Source organism: Mycobacterium sp. E1386 (genome assembly GCF_001672745.1).
In the GTDB taxonomy this organism is placed as follows: domain Bacteria; phylum Actinomycetota; class Actinomycetes; order Mycobacteriales; family Mycobacteriaceae; genus Mycobacterium.
The window spans coordinates 1-18,416 of the sequence record NZ_LZKH01000239.1; the positions used below are offsets into that span (position 1 = coordinate 1).

Below are 18,416 nucleotides of genomic sequence, written 5' to 3' on the forward strand. Positions count from 1 at the left end.
GCGTCCAGTGACCGGGCAGGCTGGTGGGGGCCGGCGCGGGCGCCAGGAGCTCGCCGCACAACCGGTGCACCTGCGCGTGGAAATCCAGCAACTCCGCCGTCGGCACGATGATGCGGGCCAGGATCGCGTTGGACCGCCCGAGCAGCAGCGACGGGCCGACGGCACAGCCCAGCGGCAGCCGGCCGGTCAGCGGCCGGAGCGCGGCGTCGGCATCCTCGGCGATGCGGTCGGCCACCGCGAGCGTGACGTGCGGCCGCCCGGCCGGTGCCTGACTGGGAATTCCCGCGCACGCCAGCGCGTCCCAGAGCCCACGGATCGTCGCCTCGGTCTCGCCGTCGAAGAGCAGCTCGATGGAATGCACCATCAGCGGACCAGCGTGGCGACCCAGTCGCGGTCGAACGCCGCGGCGCTCATGGCCGCGAACTGCGCGGCGTCCATCGATCCGGCCCCCGCGGGCAGCGCGGCCCGCACCGGGGCCAGCCGGCCCAGCGCGGAGCGGTTCGAGGTCTCCACCAGCCCGGGGTGCACCGGCCAGCTGCCGATGACCAGGCCGGCGCACGAAACATCATGGGCGGCAAGCGATTCCAGCGTCAGCGCGGTGTGGTTGAGGGTGCCCAGTTCGGCGGTCACCGCGACCAGTGCCGCGGCGCCCCGCTCGACGGCCAGATCGCGCAGGGTGAAGCCTTCGGCGGCGAGCTCGACGAGCAGCCCGCCGGCCCCTTCGACCAGCGTCAGCCGCCCCGGTCGGTCCAGGCCGGCGATGAGCCGCAGCACCTGTTCACCGGTGGGCAGCGCCGCGCCGGCCAACTCGGCCGCGGCGGCCGGCGCCAGCGGTTGCGGGTAGCGGGCCAGCCCGGCCAACTCGGTCGCGCCGGACAGCCGGGCGACCTCGGCCAGGTCGTCGTCGCCGGTGTCGGTGCCGGTCTGGACCGGTTTGCACACCGCGACGTCGATGCCGGCCTGACGGGCGTGACAGGCCAGCGCGGCGGTGACGACGGTCTTGCCGACCCCGGTTCCCGTCCCCGTGACGACCAGGACGGTCAAGGGCGCGTCACAGCAAGCACGTCGGTGAGCACCCGCCGGGCGATGTCGAGTTCGGCCGCATCCAGCGACGCGCGGGCGGTGAGCCGCAGCCGGGAGGTCCCGGCCGGCACGGTCGGGGGCCGGAAGCAGCCCACCTTCACGCCGGCGTCCAGGCAGGCGGTCGCGGCGGCCAGGGCCACCTCCGGGTCCCCCAGGATCACCGACACCACCGCCGACTGCGGGATCTCGGGCACGTCGCACACCTCGGCCAGCATGCGGGCATGCCGCAAAACCGCCTCGGGCCGCCACGGTTCGGCCCGCAGCACGGTCAGCGCCGCCCACGCGGCGCCCACCGCCGCGGGCGCCAGGCCGGTGTCGAAGATGAACGTCCGGGCCGCGTCGATCAGGTGGGCCCGCACCGCCGCCGGCCCGAGCACCACTCCGCCCTGACTGCCCAGCGCCTTGGACAGCGTCGTGGTCAGCACCACGTCGGGGGCGCCCGCCAGCCCGAGCTCGTACAGCAGCCCGCGCCCGCCCCCGCGCACGCCGAGGCCGTGGGCCTCGTCGACGATCAGCAGCGCGCGGTGCCGGCGACAGACCTCGTGCAGCTCCCGCAGCGGCGCCAGGGCGCCGTCGGCGCTGAACACCGACTCGGTGATGACGACGGCACGCTCCTCGTCGCGCCCGGCGAGGGCTGCGTCCACGGCATCGACGTCGCGGTGCGGCGTGATCGCCACCCGGGACCGCGACAGCCGGCAGGCGTCGACCAGGGAGGCGTGCGAAAGCTCGTCGGACACCAGCAGCGCGCCCCGGCCCGACAGGCCGACGACCGCGCCCAGGTTGGCCGCGTATCCGGACGAGAACAGCAATCCCGATGCGGCGCCGACGTATTCGGCGAGCTCGGACTCGAACTGCTGGTGCAGTTCGGTGTCGCCGGTGACCAGGCGGGAACCGGTGGAGCCGGCGCCCCACATGCGCAGCGCCGCGACGCCGCCCTCGATGACGTCGGGGTGCTGGGACAGCCCCAGGTAGTCGTTGGACGCCAAGTCCAGCTCGGTGGCGACGGCCGGCCGCGGCCGCAACGACCGGCGCAGCCCGGCCTCGCGGCGCTGACTTTCCACCGCCTCCAGCCAGGCCAGCGGCGTGGGGGTATCACCCGCTTGCGGGGGAGTCTCGATCGGTGCCCGCGGGAAGGCGTTCATGGGCCTTCAGCCTACGAGGCGCGCGACCTCGACCATCGCCGAGGTGATCTGGGCGACCTCGCCGTCCGAGCAGATGTAGGGCGGCATCGCGTAGACGAGGTTGCGGAACGGGCGCAGCCAGACGCCGCGATCCATGGCCGCCGGGGTGGCGACGGCCAGGTCGACCGGGCGTTCGCATTCGATGACGCCGATCGCGCCGCGCACCCGCACGTCGGTCACGCCGGGCAGCGCCCGGGCGGGTTCGAGCCCGGCCGCCAGGCCGGCGGAGATCTCGGCGACCCGCTCGCGCCAGTCCTGGCCGAGCAGCAGCTCGACGCTGGCCACCGACACCGCGCAGGCCAGCGGATTGGCCATGAAGGTGGGGCCGTGCATGAGCGCGCCGGCCTCGCCGGTGCTGATGGTGTGCGCGATCTCGGTGGTGCACAGGGTGGCGGCCATGCTGAGGTATCCGCCGGTCATCGCCTTGCCGACGCACATGATGTCGGGGCTCACCCCCGCGTGGTCGGCCGCGAACAGCTCGCCCGTGCGGCCGAAGCCGGTGGCGATCTCGTCGAAGATCAGCAGCACGTCGTGCCGCCGGCACGCCTCGCGCAGGTCGCGCAGGTAGCGGGGGTCGTGGAAGCGCATCCCGCCCGCGCCCTGCACCACCGGTTCGACGATGACGGCGGCCAGTTCACCGGCGTGCCTGCTGAGTTGCTGCTCGAACGCCGCGCTGTAGCCGGGGTCGTAGTCGCGCGGCACCTGCGGGGCGAACACCTGGCGGGCCAGGATGTCGGTCCACAGCGAGTGCATGCCGCCGTCGGGGTCGCAGACGCTCATCGGCGTGAAGGTGTCCCCGTGGTAGCCGCCCCGCCACGTCATCAGCCGGTGCTTGCCGGGCCGGTCACGGCTGCGCCAGTACTGCAGCGCCATCTTGACCGCTACCTCGACCGACACCGAGCCCGAGTCGCTGAAGAAAACGGTGTCCAGCCCCGCCGGGGTGATGTCCACCAGCAGCTGCGCCAGCCGGGCGGCCGGCTCGTGGGTGAGCCCGCCGAACATGACATGGTTCATCACACCCAACTGCCTGGTCAGCGCCTCGTCCAGCACGGGGTGGCCGTGCCCGTGGATCGCGGTCCACCAGGAGCTCATCGCGTCGAGCGCCTGGATCGGCCGGCCGTCGCGGATCAGGGTCAGCCAGGCGCCGCGGGCCGCGACGGCCACCACCGGCGCGACGGCCTCGCCGCCGATCGTGCTGTACGGGTGCCACAGATGCGCGGCGTCGATCGCGCTGATCTGCTCGGGCGTCAACCCGGCCGTCGCCGCAGGCATAGTGATCGAGGGTAAAGCAGCCGAGTCGCACAAAGTCCGCCCATCGGGGAGCATGGGATCCGATGGCTACGCCGCATTCGCCCGGCAAACCCGCCGCGGGCGCGTCCGAGACCGCGAAAACCAATTCCCCGGTGGTCGATTACGACGACGAAGCGCCGCGGGTCATTCGCGTGCGGCTGGCCCCGTGGGACGTCGTTTCCACGATCGCGCTGTTGGCGGTGCTCGTCATCCTGGCCACCGCGACGACGTGGCCGGACCGCCTGTTCGGCTTCCTCGAGCACGTGTGCGCGGACGAGACCTGCGGGCCGGTGCCGTTCGGGATCGACTACTACATCCGCCCGGTGGTGTGGGGCGGCATCGGCGCGGCGATCGCCGCCGCGGTCGTCGGCCCCCTCGTTTCCATGCTGAAGGGCTGGTACATGTCCTTCTGGCCGGTTCTGGCCCTCACGCTGGTCATGGTCAGCTCGGTCGTCGGCTCCCTGCTGACCACCTTCAGCGAACGCTATTGGCTCTAGGCCTACCGCCGCCGCGGTTGGTCCACCCATAGGTCCGACTGAGACCGAAATCACAACTGCGCATACGGGATTCGTGTCGCGCAGTCACCGTCCGGTCACGGTACGACAAAAAATCCCGCCGGAGCCTGGCGGCTACCACCTTCTGTTGTCAGAGTGGTTTCAGTGACTGATGTGAAATCAGGGGCGTCGTGCCCGCTGTCACATCCGCAAGTGTCATGCAGCGGCGCCGGCCCCAACGTGGGGGTCCTCGCCCAGGGCATGGATCGGCGGCGGACGCGTGAAGTCACCGCGCGGAGGCCACTGAGCGCCTGAGAGGCCAAGAACAATGAAACGCATCTACGCCTTCGCGATCGGTCTGGCGATGCTGGCGGCCCCGCTGGTCGCCCCCGCGGTCGCATCCGCCGACCCGGGTATCCGGCCGATGGACTACCAGCAGGCGACCGACGTGGTGATCGCGCGCGGGTTGTCGCAGCGCGGCGTGCCGTTTTCCTGGGCCGGCGGGGGCATCAACGGTCCCACCCGCGGCACCGGTTCCGGTATCAACACCGTCGGGTTCGACGCCTCGGGCCTGATGCAGTACGCCTACGCCGGCGCGGGCATCAAGCTGCCGCGTTCGTCCGGGGCGATGTACAAGGTCGGTCAGAAGGTGCTGCCGCAGCAGGCGCAAAAGGGTGACCTGATCTTCTACGGGCCGGAAGGCACGCAGAGCGTCGCGATGTACCTGGGGAACAACCAGATGCTCGAAGTGGGCGACGTCGTCCAGGTTTCGCCGGTGCGCGCCAACGGCATGGCTCCCTACCTGGTCCGGGTCCTCGGGGTCCAGCCGGCACCGGCCCAGCAACTGCCGCAGCAGGTGCCGACGCAGACGCCGGCGCAGCAGGCCCCGCTGCAGCAGCCCCCGCTGCAGCAACTGCCCGCGCAGCAAGCGCCGACGCAGCAAGCCCCATTGCAGCAAGCGCCGGTGCAGCAAGTGCCCGCCCAACAGCAGGCACCGCTGCCGCAGGCTCCGGCCCAGCCGGCACCGGTGCAACCGGCGCCCGTGCAACCGGCACCGGTGCAGCAAGCGCCGCTGCAGCAGCAGTCCGCGCTAGCCCCCGTCCAGCAAGCACCGCTGCAGCAACTCCCGGCGCAACGGGCCCCGCAGGCCCCGCTGCCGCAGCTGCCGACGCAGCTGATTCCGCCGCAGCAGGCCCCGGTGCAGCTGTTGCCGCCCCAGCAATCACCGTTCCTGCCCGCGGCCCCCGGCACCGCCCGGTAATTTTCCGGGCGCTTCGGGACCTGTCGGACACCGCCACCTGCTCCTAAACGGGAGCGGGTGGCGGTTTTCGGTAAATTAGCGGTCGATCATGTCGACCCTGTCCCCTGCTCCCCTGCCGATCGCGACCGAGGAACCGGTCGCTACGGGAACGCGGAATGCGGGGTTCTACCGCTACGACCTCGACGGGTTGCGGGGCATCGCGATCGCGCTGGTCGCGGTGTTCCATGTCTGGTTCGGCCGCGTCTCGGGCGGGGTCGATGTGTTCTTGGCGCTGTCCGGATTCTTCTTCGGCGGCAAGGTCATTCGCGCGGCACTGAATCCGGCCGTCACCCTGTCGCCGGTTGCCGAGGTGATCCGGCTGGTCCGCCGCCTGGTCCCCGCGCTGGTCGTGGTGCTGGCCGGGTGTGCGGTGCTGACCATCCTCGTGCAACCGGAGACCCGCTGGGAGACCTTCGCCGACCAAAGCCTCGCCAGCCTCGGCTACTACCAGAACTGGGAGTTGGCCAACACCGCGTCGGACTACCTGCGCGCCGGCGAGGCCGTCAGCCCCCTGCAGCACATCTGGTCCATGTCGGTGCAGGGCCAGTTCTACGTCGGCTTCCTGCTGTTGATCGCCGGCTGCGCGTACCTATTCCGGCGCCCGTTGGGCGCCCACTTGCGCACCCTGTTCCTGGTGTTGCTGACGGCGCTCACGGCGGCGTCGTTCGTCTACGCGATCGTGGCGCATCAGGGCGACCAGGCCGCCGCCTACTACAACAGCTTCGCGCGCGCCTGGGAGTTGTTACTCGGGGCGCTGGTCGGCGCCGTGGTGCCGGCCATCCGCTGGCCGATGTGGTTGCGGACGGTGTTGGCCACCGTCGCGCTGGCCGCGATCGTGTCCTGCGGTGCCCTGATCGACGGCGTGCAGGAGTTTCCCGGCCCATGGGCCCTGGTGCCCGTCGGGGCCACCATGCTGATGATCCTGGCCGGGGCGAACCTGCAGCGTGATCCCGCCGCCAGGGACCGGCTGCCACTGCCGAATCGTTTGCTGGCGGCCGGGCCGCTGGTCGCGCTGGGCGCGATGGCGTATTCGCTCTACCTGTGGCATTGGCCGCTGCTGATCTTCTGGCTGTCCTTCACCGGGCACCGGCACGCCAACTTCGTCGAAGGCTCGGCCGTGCTGCTGGTATCGGGCCTGCTCGCCTACCTGACCACCCGGCTCGTCGAGGACCCCCTGCGCTACCGCGCCTCCGGGAAGTCACCGGCGCCCACGCCCCCGTGGCTCGCACGCCTGCCCAGGCCCACGATGGCGCTGGGAACCGCGATCGTGCTCCTCGGTGTGACGCTGACCGCGACGTCGTTCACGTGGCGCCAGCACGTCACGGTCCTGCGCGCCGCGGGCAAGGAGCTCAGCGTGCTCAACCCGCAGGACTATCCGGGGGCGCGCGCCCTGACCGAGCGCGTGCGGGTGCCCGCGTTGCCGATGCGGCCCAGCGTGCTGGAGGTCAAGGAAGACCTGCCGTCATCCACCCGCGACGGCTGCATCAGCGACTTCGTCAACCCGGCCGTGGTCGTTTGCACCTACGGCGACGTGGCCGCCGACCGCACCATCGCGCTCGCGGGTGGGTCCCACGCCGAACACTGGCTGCCGGCGCTGAGCCTGCTCGGCCAGATGCACCACTTCAAGGTGGTGACCTATCTCAAGATGGGCTGCCCGTTGTCCACCGAGGAAGTCCCGTTGATCATGGGCAACAACGCCGCCTACCCGCAGTGCCGGGAGTGGGTGGAACAGACGATGACCAAGGTGATCGCCGACCATCCCGACTACGTGTTCACCACGACCACCCGGCCGTGGAACATCAAGCCCGGCGACGTGATGCCGGCGACCTACATCGGGATCTGGCAGAGGTTCTCCGACAACAACATTCCGATCCTCGGCATGCGGGACACCCCGTGGTTGGTGAAGAACGGCCAGCCGTTCGACCCGGCGGATTGCCTCGCCAAAAAGGGCGGCAGCCCCCAGGCGTGCGCGATAAAACGTTCCGACGTGTTGTCCGACCGTAATCAGACCCTCGACTTCGTCACCCAGTTCCCGCTGCTGAAGGTGCTCGACATGTCCGACGCGATCTGCCGTGCCGACGTCTGCCGCCCGGTCGAGGGAAACGTGCTGATCTACCACGGTGCCCACCACCTCACCCCCACTTACGTGCGAACCATGACAGGGGAATTGGGCCGCCAGATCGCGGCCAACACCGGTTGGTGGTGACGCGCCCCCGCGCCGCCGAGCGCGGATAAGGTCATTAAGGTGCCGACCGACAAATACGCTTCAGAAACAGGCGTTACTGGTAATCAACAGCCGAAACTGGCCACCGTGTGGCCGGGGACCCCCTATCCGCTCGGAGCTTCCTATGACGGCGCGGGGACCAACTTCTCGTTGTTCTCTGAGGTAGCCGAGCGGGTCGAGTTGTGTCTGATCGACCACGCCGGAGCGGAGTCGCGGATCCCCCTCGATGAGGTTGACAGCTTCGTCTGGCACGCCTACCTGCCGAACATCACCCCCGGCCAGCGCTACGGCTTCCGGGTGTACGGGCCCTTCGACCCGTCGGCCGGCCATCGGTGCGACCCGAGCAAGCTGCTGCTCGACCCGTACGGCAAGGCCTTCCACGGCGACTTCACCTTCGGGCAGGCGCTGTTCTCCTACGACCTGAACGCGGTCCGCCTCGACGACCCCAATGCCGACAACGCCGACCCGGGGACTCCCCCGATGGTCGACTCGCTGGGCCACACCATGACCAGCGTGGTGAGCAACCCCTTCTTCGACTGGGGTTCCGACCGCGCGCCGCTCACCCCCTACCACGAAACGGTGATCTACGAGGCGCACGTGAAGGGGATGACGCAGACCCACCCGGGCATCCCAGAGGAACTCCGCGGCACCTACGCCGGCCTGGCCCACCCCGCGGTGATCGATCACCTCAAGTCGCTCAACGTCACCGCGCTCGAGCTCATGCCGGTGCATCAGTTCATGCACGACTCGCGGCTGCTGGACATGGGATTGCGAAACTACTGGGGCTACAACACTTTCGGGTATTTCGCGCCGCACAACCAGTACGCGTCCAACCGCAACTCCAGCGTCGCGGAGTTCAAGTCCATGGTGCGCAGCTTCCACGAAGCGGGCATCGAGGTCATCCTCGACGTGGTGTACAACCACACCGCCGAGGGCAACCACCTGGGGCCGACCATCAACTTCCGTGGCATCGACAACGCGGCGTATTACCGGCTGATGGACACGGACCTGCGGTTGTACAAGGACTACACCGGCACCGGCAACAGCCTCAACCCGCGCCACCCGCACGTGCTGCAACTGATCATGGATTCGCTGCGCTACTGGGTGACCGAGATGCACGTCGACGGCTTCCGCTTCGATCTGGCCGCCACACTCGCACGCGAGCTGCATGACGTCGACCGATTGAGCGCGTTCTTCGATTTGGTGCAGCAGGATCCGATCGTCAGCCAGGTCAAATTGATCGCCGAACCGTGGGACGTCGGCGAGGGCGGCTATCAGGTGGGAAATTTCCCGGGTTTGTGGACGGAGTGGAACGGGAAGTATCGCGATACTGTGCGTGACTACTGGCGGGGCGAGCCCGCAACCCTTGGCGAGTTCGCGTCCCGGCTGACCGGGTCGTCGGACCTGTATGAGGCGACCGGCCGGCGCCCCAGCGCCAGCATCAACTTCGTCACCGCCCACGACGGGTTCACGCTCAACGACCTGGTGTCCTACAACGAAAAGCACAACCTGGCCAACGGCGAAGACAACCGCGACGGCGAAAGCCACAACCGCTCGTGGAACTGCGGCGTCGAGGGACCCACCGACGACCCGGACATCACGGCGCTGCGCTGCCGCCAGATGCGCAACTTCTGGGCGACGCTGATGCTCAGCCAGGGCACGCCGATGATCGCGCACGGCGACGAGCTGGGCCGCACCCAGAACGGCAACAACAACGTGTACTGCCAGGACTCCGAATTGTCTTGGATGGATTGGTCATTGGTCGACAAGAATTCGGACCTGCTGGCGTTCGCACGCAAGGTGACCACGCTGCGCAAGAACCATCCGGTGTTCCGCCGCCGCCGGTTCTTCGAGGGCGAGCCGATCCGAAGCGGCGAGGAGGTCCGCGATATCGCCTGGCTGAATCCGAGCAGCCGCGAGATGACGCATGAGGACTGGGGCGAGAGCATTCACAAATGTGTGGCGGTGTTCCTCAACGGCGAGGCCATCACCGCACCCAACGCACGCGGCGAACGAGTCGTCGATGACTCATTCCTGTTGTGCTTCAACGCCGGCGACGAACCCGTGGAGTTCGTGATGCCGAACGACGACTATGCCCAGGAGTGGACCGTGGAACTGGACACCAACCATCCGTCGGGTGACGCCGACCAGCTGGTGCATGCCGAGGAGAAAGTCTCGCTGCCCGGACGTTCGCTTCTGGTATTACGTAAGACCATGTGACGCATGGCCTTTCCTATTCTCTCGACTTACCGGCTGCAGCTGCGTGGTGAGGCCAGCGGGTTCGCGTTCACCTTCGCCGACGCGGAAAACCTACTGGACTACCTGGACGAACTCGGGGTTTCGCACCTCTACCTGTCGCCGATCATGACCGCGGCCACCGGGTCGAACCACGGCTACGACGTCACCGACCCGACCACGGTCTCCCCCGAACTCGGCGGGCGCGACGGGCTGGCGCGGCTGTCCGCGGCGGCGCGAGAGCGCGGCCTCGGCCTGATCGTCGACATCGTGCCCAATCACGTGGGAATCGACCAGCCCCAACAGAACGCGTGGTGGTGGGACGTCCTGCGGCACGGCCGTTCCTCGGACTACGCAACGTATTTCGACATCGACTGGGACCTCGACGAGGACGGCCGGATCGTGCTGCCCATCCTGGGTTCCGACGACGACGCGGCCGACCTCAAGGTCGACGGGGACCTGCTCCGGTTGGGTGACCTGGCGCTGCCCGTCGCGCCCGGTACCGGCGAGGGCACCGGTCCCGAGGTGCACGACCGCCAGCACTACCGGCTGGTGGGCTGGCGCAACGGCGTCTGCGGCTACCGGCGTTTCTTCTCGATCACCTCGTTGGCCGGGCTGCGCCAGGAAGACCGGGCCGTGTTCGACGCCACCCACGCCGAGGTGGCCCGGTGGGCCGCCGAGGGACTCGTCGACGGCCTGCGCATCGACCACCCCGACGGATTGTCGGACCCCTGCGGCTATTTGGCGTGGCTGCGCGAATCGGTCGGACCGCGGACGTGGATCGTGATCGAGAAGATCCTCGCGGTCGACGAGGCGCTGGAACCCACTCTGCCGATCGGCGGCACCACCGGCTACGACGTGCTGCGGGAGATCGGCGGCGTCTTCATCGACCCGAATGGCGCCCCGGCCCTGACCGAATTGGTCGAGTCGGCCGGGGTGGACTACGGGGCGGCGCCGGAGATGTTGGCGGAACTCAAGGTCCGCGCGGCCACCGACACGCTGGCAAGCGAGCTGCGAAGGCTGCGCCGCAGCATCGTGGCGGCGGCCGGCGCCGATCATCCGCAACTGCCCGAAGCGATCGCCGCGCTGCTCACCCATATCGGCGTCTACCGCTGCGACTACCCGAGCCTGTCGGCGATCATGCCCACGGCGCTGGCCGAAACCCAGTCGCAGGCACCAGAATTGGCACCCGCGCTGCAGGTGCTCGCCGCGGCGCTGGCCCACGGCGGGGAACCGGTCACCCGCCTGCAACAGCTCTGCGGCGCCGTCACCGCCAAGGCAAGCGAGGACTGCTACTTCTACCGGGACGCCCGACTGGTTTCGCTCAACGAGGTGGGTGGCGAACCGCATCGTTTCGGTGTCGGCGCGGCGGAGTTCCACCAGAGCTCCGCCGACCGGGCCCGCCTGTGGCCGCAGACGATGACGACGCTGACCACCCACGACACCAAACGGGGCGAGGATGTCCGGGCCCGGATCGGGGTGCTGTCGCAGGTCCCGTCGCTGTGGGCCGAGTTCGTCGCCCGCTGGGAGGCGGACGCGCCGTCCCCCGATCCGGCGACCGGCCAATTCCTGTGGCAGAACATCTTCGGCGTCTGGCCGGTCAGTGGCGAGGTCAGCCCGGAGCTGCGCGACCGCTTGCACGGCTACGCCGAAAAGGCCATCCGGGAGGCGGCCTGGCATACCTCGTGGAACGATCCGGACGCCGAGTTCGAGGACGCGGTGCACCGGTGGCTGGACACCGTGTTCGACGGTCCGGTGGCCGGCCAGCTGACCAAACTGGTCAACCAGCTCAACCCGCACGCCGCCAGCGACGCGCTGGGCCAGAAGCTGCTGGCGCTGACCGTGCCCGGGATACCGGACGTCTACCAGGGCACCGAACTCTGGGACGACAGCCTCGTCGACCCGGACAACCGCAGGGCCGTCGACTACACCGCCCGGCGGGCGGCCCTGAAGGCGTTGGAACATCCCAAGATTCGGGTCGTCACGACGGCGCTTCGGGTGCGACGCTCCCATCCGGACACCTTCCTGGGCGGCAACTACATCCCAGTGCTGGCCAGCGGCGACGCCGCCGAGCATGTGCTGGCGTTCCGCCGGGGCGAGGACGTCCTGGTGGCGGTCACCCGCTGGACCGTGCGGCTGACCGAGACGGGCTGGGGCAACACGGTGCTGCCGCTGCCCGAAGGGACGTGGAAGGACGCACTCACCGGGGCCATCGCGGACGGGCCTACCTCGGCGGCCCAGTTGTTCGCCGACCTGCCCGTCGTCTTGCTGGAGCGCCACAATGACTGAATTCCGGGTCTGGGCACCCAAACCGGAGCTGGTCCGGCTCGACGTCGATGGCCGGGTGCACGCGATGACGCGCGCGGATGACGGCTGGTGGCACGCGGAAGTCGACGCGGCGCCCGACGCCCGCTACGGGTTCCTGCTCGACGACGATCCCACCGTGCTGCCCGACCCGCGCTCGCCCCGGCAGCCCGACGGCGTGCACGCCCGCTCGCAGCTGTGGGACCCGGCCGCCGCACAATGGACCGACGGCGACTGGCAGGGCCGGCCGGTCGAGGGTGCGGTGATCTACGAGATGCACCTGGGCACCTTCACCGGCGCCGGCACCTTCGTCTCGGCCATCGAGAAGCTCGACTACCTGGTGGACCTCGGCGTCGACTTCGTCGAACTGATGCCGGTGAATTCCTTTGCGGGAACGCACGGCTGGGGATACGACGGCGTGCTCTGGTACAGCGTGCACGAGCCCTACGGCGGCCCCGACGGTTTGGTCCGGTTCGTCGACGCCTGCCACGCGCGCGGCCTGGGGGTGCTCATCGACGCGGTGTTCAACCACCTGGGCCCGTCGGGCAATTACCTGCCGAAGTTCGGCCCCTACCTGTCGTCGGCGAGCAACCCGTGGGGCGAAGGCATCAACATCGCCGACGCCGACTCCGACGAGGTGCGCCGCTACATCATCGGGTGCGCGCTGCGCTGGATGCGCGACTTCCACGCCGACGGCCTGCGCCTGGACGCCGTGCACGCGCTGGTGGACACCACCGCGATCCACATCCTCGAGGAGCTCGCAACCGAAACGGATTGGCTGGCAGAGCAATTGGGCCGCCCGCTGTCGCTGATCGCCGAGAGCGACCTCAACGACCCGCGGTTGATCACCCCGCGCGACCGCGGCGGCTACGGGCTGACGGCGCAGTGGGCCGACGACATCCACCACGCCATCCACACCGCGGTGTCCGGTGAACGCCAGGGTTACTACGCGGACTTCGGGTCGTTGGCCACGCTGGCACAGACGTTGCGGCACGGCTACTTTCACGCCGCCACGTATTCGTCGTTCCGGCACCGCCGGCACGGTCGGCCGCTGGACACCACGGCGGAGTCGGGGATCCCCGCCACCCGGCTGGTCGCGTACACCTGCACCCACGACCAGGTGGGCAACCGGGCCCTCGGGGACCGCCCGTCGCAGAACCTGACCGGCGGCCAGCTGGCGATCAAGGCGGCGCTCGTGCTCGCGACACCCTTCACCGCAATGCTTTTCATGGGCGAGGAGTATGCGGCGTCTACCCCGTTCCAGTTCTTCAGCTCGCATCCCGAGCCGGAGCTGGCCAAGGCCACCGCGGAAGGGCGCAAGGCGGAGTTCGCCGAACACGGCTGGGACGCCGACGAAATCCCCGACCCGCAAGACCCGCAGACCTTCCAGCGCTCGAAACTCGACTGGGACGAGGTCGACACCGGCGAACACGGCCGATTGCACCGGCTCTACCGCGACCTGATCGCGTTGCGGCACAGCGACCCCAACCTGGCCGACCCCTGGCTGGAGCATCTCGCGGTCGACTACGACGAGGAGCAACGCTGGATCAGCGTGTCGCGCGGCCGGCTGCGCATCGTGTGCAACCTCGGCGCCGGGGCGACGAAGGTGCCCGTCGCCGGGGACGTGGTCCTGGCCTGGGGTGATCCCGCAGTCGATGCCGACAGCACGGTGCTGGAAGGCCATTCGTTCGCCATCCTGGCGGTGCGCGAGCGGGCGTAGGCCTGTGGATGACGGTACGCGGCCGGCCGCGTCACCGCCGATGATTCGCCCATGAATCAATTCCTAAGGTGGATCGGCTTGCTCAGGAAGAAGAAGCCGTTGCCGGCTCCCCTCGTCGTGGTCAACGAGACCCCGCCGGAGCCCAGCGTGGCGCTGTTGTGGACGGGCCCGGGCCTGGGCTGCGTTGGCGGCGAGGGGCGTTGACGCCCGGCTAGACGCTGGGGCGGCCCGAGCCGTGCACGGCCTGCGCGATCGCGTCCGCCAGGGGGCCGATCTCGTCGGCGCGGACGTCGGCGATGGTGACCCGGATGCCCGCCGGCGTGCGGATCCGGAACCGCGTGCCCGGCGCCGCGGCCCAGCCCGCGCGGAGCAGCCGGGTGATGGTGACCGTCTCATCGGGCACGGGAATCCATACGTTGAGGCCGGAGCGCGCGTGGGCGGCGACGTCGCGCTCGGTCAGGGCGGCGCAGAGCGCGCGGCGGGTGTCGGCGTATTGCCGCTCGGCCGCGCCGACCAGGCGCGCGGCCACCGGGTCCGACCACAGGCTGACGGCCAGGTCCTGCAGCAGGTGGCTCACCCAGCCCGCGCCGAGCCGCAGTCGGCCGTGCACGCGCTCGACCGTGCGATGGTCACCCGCGAGGACGGCCACCCGCAGGTCGGGTCCGTAGGCCTTGGACGTGGATCGCACGAACGCCCAATGCTCGGTCACGCCGGCCAACGTGCGCAGCGGCGCGCCGGAGATGCCCGCGCAGTGATCGTCTTCGACGAGCAGCAGATCCCCGGCCCGCTGCGCCAACAGGGGCCGTAACGCGTCGGCGCGATCGGCGGATAGCGCCGCACCCGTCGGGTTTTGGGCGCGATTGGTGACGATCAAGCCGCGTGACCCGCGGTCCAGGGCCAGCGCCAGGTCGTCGGGCAGCGGCCCCTCGTCGTCGACCCGGACCGGCTCGGCCGAAAGGCCCAGCGCGGCAAGCAGATCGAGCAGGTTGGCCCAGCCCGGGTCCTCCACCGCGACCCGGTCACCGGGGCGCAGATGCGCGGTCAGGACGCGCTCGATCCCATCGAGCGCACCGCTGGTCACCGCGAGGTGATCGGACGGCACGCCGTCGGCGGAGAGCGCCGCCCGCGCGAACTCCGCCAGGGCCGCCGAGATCGCGGGCTCGCCGTACAGCACCGGACGGCCGGCAATCGGGTTGGGCAGCGTGGCGCCCGCAAGGGGCAGCAGGGCCGGGTCCGGGTTGCCGGTCGACAGGTCGCGCACGCCGGCGGGGACGTCGAGCGCGAGGAGGGATCGGGGGGTAGTCGCCGGGCGGTGCCGCACCCGCGTGCCGCGCCGGCCGGCGGTTTCCACGGCCCCGCGATGACGCAGCAGGCGGTAGGCAGCGGCGGCGGTATTGGCGTTCACGCCGAGCCGGGCGGCCAAGTCGCGCACGGGCGGCAGCGCATCCCCGGGCGCCAGCGCGCCCGCCGAGATGGCGGCTTCGATGCTGGCGGCTATGGACTCCGCACCCGTCCCGGTTATGCTGCTTTGTACTGGCACACTAATCATTATGTACTAGAACAAAGGCGACCGCCATGCAAACCGGATACGAGCCGACGCCGCGCACCACGCCCACCCGATACCGGGAGCGAGCGCGCTATGACCGCGAGTCCGTCCACCAGATCCTGGACGAGGCGCTCATCTGCCACCTGGGCTACCTCAGCGCCGGCCGGCCGGTGGTGCTGCCCACCACCCACGTCCGCCTGGGCGAGACCCTCTACCTGCACGGTTCTACCGGCAGCGGTCCCCTGCTGGCCGCCCGCGCGACGCCGTCCGGCCTGCCGGTGTGCGTCACCGTAACGCTGGTCGACGGGCTGGTGCTGGCCCGTGCGGCGATGCACCATTCGGTGAACTTCCGGTCGGTGATGGTGCTGGGCACCGCGCGCGTCGTCGACGACGAGACGGAGCAACTGCGGGCGCTCGCCGGCCTGCTGGATCACGTCGCGCCCGGCCGCGCCGCCGACTGCCGCGCCCCGAACGCGCGCGAACTGGCCGCCACCGGGGTTCTCGCCCTCGACCTCGTGGAGGTATCGGCCAAGGTGCGGACCGGTGCGCCGGTTGACGATCCGGAGGATTGCGCGCTGCCGCACTGGGCGGGCGTGGTGCCGCTGAGCGTGACGGCCGGCGCGCCGGTGCCGGCCGCGGATCTGGATCCAGCCACGCCCTTGCCGGGATATCTGGCTTAGAACAGCAGGTAGCGGTAGGCCGGCGAGCCGGGCTCCAGGCGTTCGACGTGCAGCTCCGTCGCCCGGATCCGTGCCAGCAGGCCGTCCAGATCGGCCGACGAGGCCAACTGGATGCCCACCAGCGCCTCGCCGGTCTCGCGGTTGTTGCGCTTGATGTACTCGAACAGGGTGATGTCGTCGTCGGGTCCCAGCACCTCGTCGAGGAACCGGCGCAGGGCTCCGGGTTCCTGCGGGAAGTCCACCAGGAAATAGTGCTTGAGGCCGAGGTGGACCAGCGATCGTTCCAGCACCTCGCCGTAGCGGGAAACGTCGTTGTTGCCGCCCGAGATGAGGCACACCACCGCGGACCCGGGCTCGACGTCGGCCTCCAGCAGTCCCGCGACCGACAGCGCGCCCGCCGGCTCGGCGATGATGCCCTCGTTCTGATAGAGGTCCAGCATCGCGGTGCACACCGCTCCCTCGTCGATCGTGGTGATCGACACCATGTCGCCGGCGGCGGCCAGCGCGGCGTAGGTCAGCGTGCCCGCGCGGCGCACCGCCGCGCCGTCGACGAACTGGTCGACGTGGTCCAGTGTCACGGGTGCGCCGGCGGCCAGCGCGGCCATCATCGCCGCGGCCCCGGCCGGTTCGACGCCAAGCACCGATGTGTTCGTCGTCCGCTCGGCGAGGTAGGTGGTGATGCCGGCGATGCAGCCGCCGCCGCCCACGGGGACGACCACCAGGTCCGGCTCGTCATCCAGTTGATCCAGCAGCTCGACGGCGATGGTGCCCTGACCGGCCATGGTGCGCGGGTCGTCATAGGGCGGCACCAGCGTGGCGCCGGTGCGTTCGACGTCGGCCAGCGCGGCCTCGGCGGCCAGGTCGTACGTCGTTCCGCCCACGATCAGTTCGATGAAGTCGCCGCCGTGGTAGCGGATGCGGTCCCGCTTCTGCTGGGGAGTCTTGGCGGGCACGTAGACGCGGCCGTGCACCCCCAGCGTCCGGCACGCGTAGGCGAAGCCCTGCGCGTGATTGCCCGCCGACGAGCACACCACGCCCGCGGCCAGCTCCTCGTCGGACAACTGCACCAGCAGGTTGTAGGCCCCGCGCAGCTTGTAGGAGCGCACCACCTGCAGGTCTTCGCGCTTGAGGTAGACGTTCGCGCCGGTGATCGCCGACAACCGGTCGCTGTACTGCAGCGGGGTCGGCGTGACCACCGAGGCGATCCGCTTCGCCGCGCCGTCGATGTCAGCCGCGGAAAGCGGCGCGACGCTCGGGTGATGGCTCAGTTCGGCGGACACTGCTCAATGGTGCCATGGCAGCCGACCAAGTCCGGAATTCAGCCGACCGGGCTCAGCACGAATACCGGGATCTGGCGGTCCGTTTTCTTCTGGTATTCGGCGTAGTCCGGCCAGGCCTCGACGGCACGCTCCCACCAGAGGGCCTTCTCGTCGCCGAACACCTCGCGAGCGTCGTATTCGCGGGTGGTGCCGCCGTCCTGCAGCTCGACCCGGGGGTTTTTGACGACGTTGTGGTACCAGACGGGGTGCTTCGGGGCTCCGCCAAGGGAGGCGACGATCGCGTACTCACCGTCGTGCTCGACCCGCATCAGCGGCGTCTTGCGCAGCTTTCCCGTCTTGGCCCCGACCGTGGTCAGCACGATGATGGGTTTCCCCTTCATGTCGGTGGCTTCGGTCCCGCCCGACTGCTCGTACTTCTCGGCCTGTTCGCGGGCCCAATCCCATGGGCTCGGTGCGTACTCCCCTGAAAGTGGCATGGCACCAACTCTATGCCGACGGCCCCGGGGGTGCCGGGCCCGTCAGATAGCGCGCGAGCACCGGGCGCACCCATTCGGTGAGCGTCGCGTCGTCCATTCCGGCCAGCGCCGGCACCCCGACCACATAGCGGGCCATCGCGATGCCCAGGACCTGGGAGCCCACCAGTGCGGCCCGCTCGACGGCGCGGTCGGGGGTGACGGTCGCCAGGGCCGGGGCTACCTGCTCGACGAAAACCGCCAGGAGCGTGTCTGCGGCCGTGCGATTGGTCGCGGCCGCGCGCAGCAGCGGCAGGAAGGAACCGTTCGGGTCCCATACCTGGACGAACAGCGGCACCAGCACGTCCGCGAGCTGCTCGGGGGCGACGCCGGAGAGATCCGGGAAGCTGACCTCGAGCCGCGACACGGCGGCGAACAGGTCCGCCTTGCTGCCGAAGTAGTGCATGACCAACGCGGGATCCACGCCGGCCTCCGACGCGATCGAGCGGATGGTGGTCCGTTCGAAGCCCTGGGTGGAGAACTGGGCGCGCGCGGCGCGCAGGATCGTGGCGCGGGTGACCTTCCCGTCGCGGGCTTTCGCTGGCATGAGCGGATTGTATTCAACAA

The 18,416-nt window shown here is 69.9% G+C and carries 15 protein-coding genes and 1 pseudogene; 8 read left to right on the plus strand and 8 right to left on the minus strand.

The annotated features are described in order from the left end of the window. The 4 genes from A5709_RS24590 to A5709_RS24605 form a co-directional block, all read right to left on the minus strand. A partial coding sequence (locus A5709_RS24590) for a hypothetical protein (RefSeq protein ID WP_068123171.1) occupies positions 1 to 364 on the minus strand: 364 nt, incomplete at its 3' end. Further along, positions 364 to 1,044: a dethiobiotin synthase gene (gene bioD, locus A5709_RS24595; protein ID WP_068123174.1), complete on the minus strand. Its 681-nt coding sequence runs from the start codon at positions 1,042 to 1,044 to the stop codon at positions 364 to 366. The genes A5709_RS24590 and bioD, both read right to left, overlap by 1 nt. Continuing rightward, the gene (locus A5709_RS24600) at positions 1,041 to 2,225 is read right to left on the minus strand and encodes an 8-amino-7-oxononanoate synthase (RefSeq protein ID WP_068123177.1); all 1,185 of its coding nucleotides are present in this window, start codon (positions 2,223 to 2,225) and stop codon (positions 1,041 to 1,043) included. The genes bioD and A5709_RS24600 overlap by 4 nt, the downstream gene beginning before the upstream one ends. Positions 2,226 to 2,231: 6 nt before the next feature. Beyond that, complete coding sequence (locus A5709_RS24605) at positions 2,232 to 3,536, minus strand: adenosylmethionine--8-amino-7-oxononanoate transaminase (protein WP_068123180.1); 1,305 nt, start codon at positions 3,534 to 3,536, stop codon at positions 2,232 to 2,234. Positions 3,537 to 3,598: 62 nt separating this feature from the next. Between A5709_RS24605 and A5709_RS24610 the strand changes: the two genes are divergently transcribed. The 7 genes and pseudogenes from A5709_RS24610 to A5709_RS28250 all read left to right on the plus strand — a co-directional run bounded on the left by A5709_RS24610 (position 3,599) and on the right by A5709_RS28250 (position 14,035). Continuing rightward, positions 3,599 to 4,051, plus strand: a complete 453-nt coding sequence (locus A5709_RS24610) for a hypothetical protein (protein WP_067948065.1) — start codon at positions 3,599 to 3,601, stop codon at positions 4,049 to 4,051. 325 nt (positions 4,052 to 4,376) lie between these two features. Further along, a pseudogene (gene ripD / locus A5709_RS24615) lies at positions 4,377 to 5,033 on the plus strand (NlpC/P60 family peptidoglycan-binding protein RipD); the annotation flags it as partial. A gap of 364 nt (positions 5,034 to 5,397) precedes the next feature. Beyond that, complete coding sequence (locus A5709_RS24620) at positions 5,398 to 7,554, plus strand: acyltransferase family protein (RefSeq protein WP_068123186.1); 2,157 nt, start codon at positions 5,398 to 5,400, stop codon at positions 7,552 to 7,554. Between the two features lie 39 nt (positions 7,555 to 7,593). Next, positions 7,594 to 9,792, plus strand: coding sequence for a glycogen debranching protein GlgX (gene glgX, locus A5709_RS24625; RefSeq protein ID WP_068123188.1), 2,199 nt, complete (start codon positions 7,594 to 7,596; stop codon positions 9,790 to 9,792). A 3-nt stretch (positions 9,793 to 9,795) separates the two neighbouring features. Continuing rightward, a complete protein-coding gene (gene treY / locus A5709_RS24630) occupies positions 9,796 to 12,096 on the plus strand; it encodes a malto-oligosyltrehalose synthase (RefSeq protein ID WP_068123192.1) in 2,301 nt (766 codons plus the stop codon). Then, the gene (gene treZ, locus A5709_RS24635) at positions 12,089 to 13,831 is read left to right on the plus strand and encodes a malto-oligosyltrehalose trehalohydrolase (protein ID WP_068123194.1); all 1,743 of its coding nucleotides are present in this window, start codon (positions 12,089 to 12,091) and stop codon (positions 13,829 to 13,831) included. The genes treY and treZ overlap by 8 nt, the downstream gene beginning before the upstream one ends. 51 nt (positions 13,832 to 13,882) lie before the next feature. Next, the gene (locus A5709_RS28250; RefSeq protein ID WP_156768147.1) at positions 13,883 to 14,035 is read left to right on the plus strand and encodes a hypothetical protein; all 153 of its coding nucleotides are present in this window, start codon (positions 13,883 to 13,885) and stop codon (positions 14,033 to 14,035) included. Positions 14,036 to 14,042: 7 nt separating this feature from the next. Here the strand turns inward: A5709_RS28250 and A5709_RS24640 are convergent, their stop codons facing one another. Further along, positions 14,043 to 15,371 (minus strand): aminotransferase class I/II-fold pyridoxal phosphate-dependent enzyme, encoded by a 1,329-nt coding sequence (locus tag A5709_RS24640; protein WP_068123198.1) that lies wholly within the window; start codon positions 15,369 to 15,371, stop codon positions 14,043 to 14,045. Between the two features lie 35 nt (positions 15,372 to 15,406). Here A5709_RS24640 and A5709_RS24645 point away from each other — a divergent pair, with 35 nt between their 5' ends. Continuing rightward, positions 15,407 to 16,057: a pyridoxamine 5'-phosphate oxidase family protein gene (locus tag A5709_RS24645; RefSeq protein ID WP_068123201.1), complete on the plus strand. Its 651-nt coding sequence runs from the start codon at positions 15,407 to 15,409 to the stop codon at positions 16,055 to 16,057. Here A5709_RS24645 and ilvA read toward each other — a convergent pair. From ilvA to A5709_RS24660, 3 genes are read right to left on the minus strand one after another with little or no spacing between them, the layout of a single operon-like run. Beyond that, entirely contained in the window at positions 16,054 to 17,337 is a 1,284-nt protein-coding gene (gene ilvA, locus A5709_RS24650; protein ID WP_067948050.1) for a threonine ammonia-lyase, read from the minus strand. The two genes, A5709_RS24645 and ilvA, sit on opposite strands and share 4 nt — an antisense overlap. A 38-nt stretch (positions 17,338 to 17,375) precedes the next feature. Beyond that, entirely contained in the window at positions 17,376 to 17,813 is a 438-nt protein-coding gene (locus A5709_RS24655; protein ID WP_067948048.1) for a nitroreductase family deazaflavin-dependent oxidoreductase, read from the minus strand. Between the two features lie 10 nt (positions 17,814 to 17,823). Beyond that, positions 17,824 to 18,396, minus strand: coding sequence for a TetR family transcriptional regulator (locus tag A5709_RS24660; RefSeq protein WP_068123204.1), 573 nt, complete (start codon positions 18,394 to 18,396; stop codon positions 17,824 to 17,826). Positions 18,397 to 18,416: the final 20 nt, after the last annotated feature.

Coding starts and splice junctions, on each gene's coding strand:
- A5709_RS24600 (WP_068123177.1), bottom strand. CDS start 2,225: ATGAACGCCTTCCCGCGGGCACCGATCGAGACTCCCCCGCAAGCGGGT.
- A5709_RS24605 (WP_068123180.1), bottom strand. CDS start 3,536: ATGCCTGCGGCGACGGCCGGGTTGACGCCCGAGCAGATCAGCGCGATC.
- A5709_RS24610 (WP_067948065.1), top strand. CDS start 3,599: ATGGCTACGCCGCATTCGCCCGGCAAACCCGCCGCGGGCGCGTCCGAG.
- A5709_RS24620 (WP_068123186.1), top strand. CDS start 5,398: ATGTCGACCCTGTCCCCTGCTCCCCTGCCGATCGCGACCGAGGAACCG.
- treY (WP_068123192.1), top strand. CDS start 9,796: ATGGCCTTTCCTATTCTCTCGACTTACCGGCTGCAGCTGCGTGGTGAG.
- treZ (WP_068123194.1), top strand. CDS start 12,089: ATGACTGAATTCCGGGTCTGGGCACCCAAACCGGAGCTGGTCCGGCTC.
- A5709_RS28250 (WP_156768147.1), top strand. CDS start 13,883: ATGAATCAATTCCTAAGGTGGATCGGCTTGCTCAGGAAGAAGAAGCCG.
- A5709_RS24645 (WP_068123201.1), top strand. CDS start 15,407: ATGCAAACCGGATACGAGCCGACGCCGCGCACCACGCCCACCCGATAC.
- A5709_RS24655 (WP_067948048.1), bottom strand. CDS start 17,813: ATGCCACTTTCAGGGGAGTACGCACCGAGCCCATGGGATTGGGCCCGC.
- A5709_RS24660 (WP_068123204.1), bottom strand. CDS start 18,396: ATGCCAGCGAAAGCCCGCGACGGGAAGGTCACCCGCGCCACGATCCTG.